At 43.0% G+C, this 6,070-nt stretch carries 13 protein-coding genes; all 13 read left to right on the top strand.

Annotation, left to right across the window (positions count from 1 at the left end):
* Positions 1-83: 83 nt before the first annotated feature.
* Entirely contained in the window at positions 84-392 is a 309-nt protein-coding gene (gene rpsJ / locus C3Y98_RS08120; RefSeq protein WP_015831295.1) for a 30S ribosomal protein S10, read from the top strand.
* A gap of 118 nt (positions 393-510) precedes the next feature.
* Complete coding sequence (rplC, locus tag C3Y98_RS08115) at positions 511-1,179, top strand: 50S ribosomal protein L3 (RefSeq protein WP_135278001.1); 669 nt, start codon at positions 511-513, stop codon at positions 1,177-1,179.
* The gene (gene rplD, locus C3Y98_RS08110; RefSeq protein ID WP_135277999.1) at positions 1,179-1,805 is read left to right on the top strand and encodes a 50S ribosomal protein L4; all 627 of its coding nucleotides are present in this window, start codon (positions 1,179-1,181) and stop codon (positions 1,803-1,805) included. The genes rplC and rplD overlap by 1 nt, the downstream gene beginning before the upstream one ends.
* The gene (gene rplW, locus C3Y98_RS08105; protein WP_019899752.1) at positions 1,802-2,116 is read left to right on the top strand and encodes a 50S ribosomal protein L23; all 315 of its coding nucleotides are present in this window, start codon (positions 1,802-1,804) and stop codon (positions 2,114-2,116) included. The genes rplD and rplW overlap by 4 nt, the downstream gene beginning before the upstream one ends.
* An 11-nt stretch (positions 2,117-2,127) precedes the next feature.
* On the top strand, positions 2,128-2,961 hold the full coding sequence (gene rplB, locus C3Y98_RS08100; RefSeq protein ID WP_015831299.1) for a 50S ribosomal protein L2: 834 nt from the start codon (positions 2,128-2,130) through the stop codon (positions 2,959-2,961).
* A gap of 4 nt (positions 2,962-2,965) precedes the next feature.
* The gene (rpsS, locus tag C3Y98_RS08095; RefSeq protein ID WP_015831300.1) at positions 2,966-3,241 is read left to right on the top strand and encodes a 30S ribosomal protein S19; all 276 of its coding nucleotides are present in this window, start codon (positions 2,966-2,968) and stop codon (positions 3,239-3,241) included.
* A gap of 10 nt (positions 3,242-3,251) precedes the next feature.
* On the top strand, positions 3,252-3,581 hold the full coding sequence (rplV, locus tag C3Y98_RS08090; RefSeq protein ID WP_013147044.1) for a 50S ribosomal protein L22: 330 nt from the start codon (positions 3,252-3,254) through the stop codon (positions 3,579-3,581).
* A 9-nt stretch (positions 3,582-3,590) separates the two neighbouring features.
* The gene (rpsC, locus tag C3Y98_RS08085) at positions 3,591-4,313 is read left to right on the top strand and encodes a 30S ribosomal protein S3 (protein ID WP_019899751.1); all 723 of its coding nucleotides are present in this window, start codon (positions 3,591-3,593) and stop codon (positions 4,311-4,313) included.
* Positions 4,297-4,713: a 50S ribosomal protein L16 gene (gene rplP, locus C3Y98_RS08080; RefSeq protein WP_019899750.1), complete on the top strand. Its 417-nt coding sequence runs from the start codon at positions 4,297-4,299 to the stop codon at positions 4,711-4,713. Before rpsC ends, rplP begins: the two co-directional genes overlap by 17 nt.
* Positions 4,714-4,729: 16 nt before the next feature.
* Positions 4,730-4,924 carry a 50S ribosomal protein L29 gene (gene rpmC, locus C3Y98_RS08075; RefSeq protein ID WP_135277997.1) on the top strand — a complete coding sequence of 65 codons (195 nt, stop codon included), beginning with the start codon at positions 4,730-4,732 and terminating at the stop codon, positions 4,922-4,924.
* A 1-nt stretch (position 4,925) separates the two neighbouring features.
* Positions 4,926-5,171, top strand: coding sequence for a 30S ribosomal protein S17 (gene rpsQ, locus C3Y98_RS08070; protein ID WP_135277995.1), 246 nt, complete (start codon positions 4,926-4,928; stop codon positions 5,169-5,171).
* Between the two features lie 200 nt (positions 5,172-5,371).
* Positions 5,372-5,740, top strand: coding sequence for a 50S ribosomal protein L14 (gene rplN, locus C3Y98_RS08065; RefSeq protein ID WP_015831305.1), 369 nt, complete (start codon positions 5,372-5,374; stop codon positions 5,738-5,740).
* 8 nt (positions 5,741-5,748) lie between these two features.
* Positions 5,749-6,066 carry a 50S ribosomal protein L24 gene (gene rplX / locus C3Y98_RS08060; RefSeq protein WP_019899747.1) on the top strand — a complete coding sequence of 106 codons (318 nt, stop codon included), beginning with the start codon at positions 5,749-5,751 and terminating at the stop codon, positions 6,064-6,066.
* The last annotated feature ends 4 nt before the right edge of the window (positions 6,067-6,070 follow it).

Genomic DNA, 6,070 nt, shown 5'->3' with positions numbered 1-6,070 from the left:
AGCTAAGATTATCGAGTAATTTTTGTAGTTAAATCAAACGGCAGGGTGAACCCTGCCGTTTCGCTCTTTTGAAAGGCAGTAAAATGACAAACCAAAAAATCCGTATCCGTCTTAAAGCATTTGATTATCGTTTGATTGATCAGTCAGCTCAAGAAATCGTAGAAACTGCCAAACGTACTGGCGCTGTTGTTAAGGGTCCAGTGCCATTGCCAACACGTATCGAGCGTTTTGATATTTTACGCTCACCACACGTAAACAAAACTTCACGTGACCAATTCGAAATTCGCACCCATCAACGTTTAATGGACATTGTGGATCCTACTGATAAAACAGTAGATGCATTAATGAAATTAGATTTGCCTGCTGGTGTGGATGTTGAAATTAAGTTGTAAAAAACTTAAGTAGTAAAATCTAGTTGTAAAAAAAACTGAGGTTCGGTATAATCCGGCCTCTTTCACAGAAGTCGGTCAATTGTAATCGACTTTTTAACTAAAATATAAGGAAACGATCATGAGCTTAGGGCTTATTGGTCGCAAAGTGGGTATGACCCGCGTGTTTACTGAGGATGGCGCAAGCGTTCCAGTAACCGTGTTGGAAGTTGTACCTAACCGCGTGACACAGATCAAGACGACCGCAAGCGATGGCTATACTGGCCTTCAAGTAGCTTACGGTACACGTCGTGCCAGTCGTATCAACAAAGCATTGACTGGGCATTATGCCAAGTCAGGTTCTGCTGCAGGTGCTGGTATTCATGAATTCTCAGTCGGTGACGACGTTTTAGCTAATTACACGCCTGGTGCAAATATCACTGTTGATATTTTCCAAGCGGGTCAAAAAGTTGACGTTACTGGCACATCTTTAGGTAAGGGCTTTGCTGGCGCGATTAAACGCCATCACTTTAGTTCTAACCGTGCTTCTCATGGTAACTCACGTTCACATAACGTACCTGGTTCTATCGGTATGGCGCAAGATCCTGGTCGCGTTTTCCCAGGTAAGCGTATGCCTGGCCATTTGGGTGCTGTTAAAGTGACTACACAGAACTTGGAAATTGTTCGTGTAGATGTTGAGCGCAACCTATTGTTAATTAAAGGTGCTATCCCTGGCTCTAAAGGTGGTGATGTTGTTGTACGTCCAGCCATTAAAGCTAAAGCGACTAAAGCGCAGGGAGGGGCTAAATAATGGAACTTAAACTAATCGATAAAAATGGTAAGCCAGCTAAAAAAGGCGTGACTGTATCTGAAGGTACATTTGGTCGCGAATTTAACGAAGCCTTGGTTCATCAAGTTGTTGTTGGTTACATGGCAAATGCTCGTACTGCTACACGCGCTCAAAAAGGCCGTGATACAGTGGCGCATACGACACATAAACCTTATGCACAAAAAGGTACAGGTAACGCTCGTTCAGGTATGAGCTCAAGCCCTATCTGGCGTGGAGGTGGTCGTGCATTCCCTAATTCACCTAACGAAAACTTCAGCCACAAAGTAAACCGTAAGGCTTACCGCGCTGGTATGCAAACAATCTTGTCAGAATTAGTTCGTCAAGACCGTTTAAGCGTAGTTGAAGAGTTTTCTGTTGATACGCCTAAAACCAAGGCATTGGCAGAAAAAATCAAAGGCATGGGTTATGCAGGTGGCGTATTAGTGCTAACTGATAGCTTTAATGAAAACTTATATTTATCTTCACGTAACTTAACTAATGTAATGGTGGTTGAAGCTCAATTTGCTGACCCTGTTAGTTTGGTTCGCTTTCCTAATGTAGTTGCTACTGAGGGTGCAGTGAAGAAGCTTGAGGAGATGTTAGCATGATGAGCGCTATTACTAAAACTCAAGATCGTTTGTTGCAAGTAATTTTAGCTCCGCAAATTACTGAGAAAGCAACTTACATTGCTGACAAACATCAGCAAATCGCATTTAAAGTGCGTACTGATGCTACTAAACCAGAAATCAAGGCAGCGGTTGAGCTTGTTTTTAAAGTTGAAGTGGCTAGTGTTGCTGTTATTAATGTTGGCGGTAAAACTAAACGCGCTGGCAAAAATATGGGCAAGCGTAAAGACTGGAAAAAAGCTTATGTAAGCTTGAAGCCAGGCCAAGAAATTAACTTCGCAGCGGGCGAATAAGGAGAGAAGAGATGGCATTAGTTAAAGTCAAACCAACCTCCCCGGGTCGTCGTGGCGTACTTAAGGTTGTAACACCAGACCTTTACAAAGGTAAACCACACGCACCGCTGTTGGAGAGTCAAAGCAAAAACGCAGGCCGTAATAACAACGGTCATATTACAACGCGTCATCAAGGTGGTGGTCATAAGCAGCATTACCGTTTAATCGACTTCCGTCGTAATAAAGATGGCATTCCAGCGAAAGTGGAGCATATTGAATATGATCCAAATCGTACAGCACACATTGCTTTGCTTTGTTATGCTGATGGTGAGCGTCGTTATATTATTGCACCACGCGGCATTGCTGCAGGTGCGCAATTAATCAGTGGTTCAGATGCACCTATTAAAGTAGGTAATGCAATGCCATTGCGTAACATTCCAGTTGGTAGCACGATCCATTGTATCGAGTTGCAACCTGGTAAAGGTGCTCAATTAGCGCGTTCAGCTGGTACTTCAGTACAGTTGTTAGCACGTGAGGGCAGTTACGCTCAATTACGTTTACGTTCAGGTGAAGTTCGCCGCGTACACGTGGATTGCAAAGCAACTTTAGGTGAGGTGGGTAATGAAGAACATTCACTACGTTCAATTGGTAAAGCTGGTGCAATGCGCTGGCGTGGTGTTCGCCCAACCGTTCGCGGTGTGGTGATGAACCCGGTTGATCACCCTCACGGTGGTGGTGAAGGTAAAACAGCTGCTGGTATGAATCCAGTGAGCCCATGGGGTGTTAAAACTAAGGGTTACCGTACACGTAGCAGCAAACGTACGGATAATATGCGCGTTAGTCGTCGTCCAAGGAATGTAAGGTAATCATATGGCACGTTCACTCAAAAAAGGTCCATTTATTGATGGTCATTTGGCGAAAAAAGTAGAAGTTGCTGCGGCAACTCGCGATCGTAAACCAATTAAAACTTGGTCACGTCGTTCTACAATTTTCCCAGATTTTATCGGTCTTACTATTGCAATTCATAATGGTAAGCAACACATTCCAGTGTTGATTTCTGAAAACATGGTAGGTCACAAGCTTGGTGAGTTTGCGTTAACACGTACATTCAAAGGGCATGCAGCCGACAAGAAAGCTAAGAAGTAGGAGCTGAATTATGCAAGTATCTGCAATATTAAAAGGTGTGCATCTCTCTCCGCAAAAAGCTAGATTGGTGGCAGACCTTGTTCGTGGCAAGAAAGTAGATCACGCACTTAACATCTTGAACTTCACACCTAAAAAAGGTGCTGAGATCATCAAGAAAGTAGTTGAGTCTGCAATCGCTAACGCTGAACATAACAATGGGGCTGATATCGACGAATTGAAAGTTACTTCAATTTATGTTGATAAAGGCATTGTGCTTAAACGTATTCGTCCACGTGCAAAAGGTCGTGCGGGTCGTATTACTAAACCAACCTGTCACATTCATGTGACTGTCGGTAACTAAGGGATAATCATGGGTCAGAAAATTAATCCAATTGGTTTCCGTCTGAGCGTTCAAAAGAACTGGGCCTCACGTTGGTATGCCAATAGTAAGAACTTCCCTGCGATGTTGCAAAGCGACATCAAAGTGCGTGAGTTTTTGAATAAGAAACTAGCAAGTGCTGCAGTTAGTCGTATTATGATTGAGCGCCCAGCTAAAAATGCAAAAATCACTATTTACAGTGCACGCCCAGGCGTTGTTATCGGTAAAAAAGGTGAAGACATTGAGTCATTGCGTGCTTCTTTACAAGGTTTGATGGGCGTTCCAGTTCATTTGAACATTGAAGAAGTTCGTAAGCCAGAGCTTGATGCTACTTTGATTGCACAATCAATTGCGCAACAACTTGAAAAACGTGTGATGTTCCGTCGTGCTATGAAGCGTGCTATGCAAAATGCAATGCGCTTAGGTGCACAAGGCATCAAAATCATGAGTTCAGGTCGTTTGAATGGTATCGAAATCGCACGTACTGAATGGTACCGTGAAGGTCGTGTGCCATTACATACATTGCGTGCTGACATTGATTACGGTGTAGCTGAAGCTTCAACAACATACGGCATCATTGGTATCAAAGTTTGGGTATTCAAAGGTGAGATTTTTGCAGGTAATGCTCAAGCTGCGCAAGCTGCTGTAGCACCAGCTGCAGAACCTGAAAAAAGAGTAAGAAAGGCGAGGGCTAAAGATGCTACAACCGTCTAGACAAAAATACCGTAAGATGCAAAAAGGCCGTAATAAAGGCATTGCAACTACGGGTAATAAAGTAAGTTTTGGTGATTTTGGTTTAAAAGCGATTGGCCGTGGCCGTTTGACAGCACGTCAAATTGAAGCAGCACGTCGTGTAATGACTCGTCACATTAAACGTGGTGGTCGTGTATGGATTCGTATTTTCCCAGACCAACCAATTTCTAAAAAACCTGCAGAAGTACGTATGGGTAACGGTAAAGGTAGTACTGAGTACTACGTAGCTCAAATCCAACCAGGTAAAATGTTATACGAGATGGACGGTGTTAGCGAAGAGCTAGCGCGTGAAGCGTTCCGTTTGGCTGCTGCTAAGCTACCAATCGAAACGACATTCATGACACGCCAACTTGGTAGTTAAGGACAAGGAAGCTAATATGAAAGCAACCGATTTAAGAGCAAAAAGCGTTGAAGAGCTAAATGCAGAGTTGATTGAATTGCGTCGTGCGCAATTCTCACTACGTATGCAATTGGCTACTCAGCAATTAAATAAAGTAGATCAGCTAGGTAAAGTACGCAAAGATGTAGCGCGTGTTAAGACTGTGTTAGCTGAGAAAGCAAAGCAGGCATAATATGACCGATACAACAAAAGTAGTGCGTAGTCTTACTGGCCGTGTAGTCAGCGACAAGATGGACAAAACTGTTACTGTTTTGGTTGAGCGTAAAGTTAAACATCCTTTGATTGGTAAAGTGGTTCGTCAGTCTAAGAAATTTCACGCACATGATGAAACAAACAGTTGTAAAGAAGGTGATGTGGTGACTATCGTTGAAAGTCGTCCATTATCAAAAACTAAAACTTGGGTTGTTAAACAGGCCTAAGTAGTTTAATTGCGCAATTACCGTTAAAAGTAATTGCGCAAATGTTTTTTGCTGTATATAATGTTTTGTTTTTCGGCGAGCGACTTTTATTAAGTCACAAAGCTCTCGCCCCAATACTGACCGTGGTCTGTCGGCCTACATAGTTTTTAACTATAAATGGCCGGTGTTGGTTTTTACGGATTAAGTTGGAGATTACTCTCATGATTCAAATGCAATCTCGGCTAGAAGTTGCCGACAACACTGGTGCGCGCTCTGTGCAATGCATCAAGGTGTTAGGTGGTTCTAAACGTCGTTACGCTGGTATTGGCGATATCATTAAGGTGAGCATTAAAGATGCTGCGCCTCGTGGTCGCGTTAAAAAAGGCGAAGTGTACAGTGCGGTTGTTGTGCGTACTGCTAAAGGTGTTCGTCGTCCAGACGGCTCTTTGGTTAAGTTCGACGGTAATGCAGCTGTGTTGTTAAATAACAAGCTCGAACCGATTGGCACACGTATTTTTGGGCCAGTGACTCGTGAATTACGTTCAGAAAAATTCATGAAAATCGTTTCATTAGCGCCAGAAGTTTTGTAGGAGCTCACATGAATAAAATTCGCAAGGGTGATCAAGTCATCCTGAATACAGGTAAAGATAAAGGCAAGCAAGGTACAGTGTTAAGTATTCTTGATTCAGGTCATGTTGTTGTAGAGGGTCTTAACCTAGTTAAGAAACATGCAAAACCTAACCCGATGAAGGGTATCGCTGGTGGCATTATTGCTAAAGAGATGCCAGTTGACATCTCAAACGTTGCTTTATTTAACAGTGCGACACAAAAAGGTGATCGCGTAGGCTTTAAGACATTAGAAGATGGTCGCAAAATTCGCGTATTCAAATCTAATGGCGAAGCAGTTGACGCATAGGAAG

The sequence above is a fragment of the Methylotenera oryzisoli genome, assembly GCF_004661485.1.
Lineage (GTDB): Bacteria > Pseudomonadota > Gammaproteobacteria > Burkholderiales > Methylophilaceae > Methylotenera > Methylotenera oryzisoli.
Note: the sequence above shows the minus strand (reverse complement) of the source record. Positions and strands in the feature narration are given on the sequence as shown.

Bases quoted from the DNA above. Each gene is read 5' to 3' on its own strand.
- rplW (WP_019899752.1), top strand. From the start codon at position 1,802: ATGATGAGCGCTATTACTAAAACTCAAGATCGTTTGTTGCAAGTAATT.
- rpsC (WP_019899751.1), top strand. From the start codon at position 3,591: ATGGGTCAGAAAATTAATCCAATTGGTTTCCGTCTGAGCGTTCAAAAG.
- rplV (WP_013147044.1), top strand. From the start codon at position 3,252: ATGCAAGTATCTGCAATATTAAAAGGTGTGCATCTCTCTCCGCAAAAA.
- rplP (WP_019899750.1), top strand. From the start codon at position 4,297: ATGCTACAACCGTCTAGACAAAAATACCGTAAGATGCAAAAAGGCCGT.
- rplX (WP_019899747.1), top strand. From the start codon at position 5,749: ATGAATAAAATTCGCAAGGGTGATCAAGTCATCCTGAATACAGGTAAA.
- rpsJ (WP_015831295.1), top strand. From the start codon at position 84: ATGACAAACCAAAAAATCCGTATCCGTCTTAAAGCATTTGATTATCGT.
- rpsQ (WP_135277995.1), top strand. From the start codon at position 4,926: ATGACCGATACAACAAAAGTAGTGCGTAGTCTTACTGGCCGTGTAGTC.
- rpsS (WP_015831300.1), top strand. From the start codon at position 2,966: ATGGCACGTTCACTCAAAAAAGGTCCATTTATTGATGGTCATTTGGCG.
- rplD (WP_135277999.1), top strand. From the start codon at position 1,179: ATGGAACTTAAACTAATCGATAAAAATGGTAAGCCAGCTAAAAAAGGC.
- rpmC (WP_135277997.1), top strand. From the start codon at position 4,730: ATGAAAGCAACCGATTTAAGAGCAAAAAGCGTTGAAGAGCTAAATGCA.
- rplN (WP_015831305.1), top strand. From the start codon at position 5,372: ATGATTCAAATGCAATCTCGGCTAGAAGTTGCCGACAACACTGGTGCG.
- rplC (WP_135278001.1), top strand. From the start codon at position 511: ATGAGCTTAGGGCTTATTGGTCGCAAAGTGGGTATGACCCGCGTGTTT.
- rplB (WP_015831299.1), top strand. From the start codon at position 2,128: ATGGCATTAGTTAAAGTCAAACCAACCTCCCCGGGTCGTCGTGGCGTA.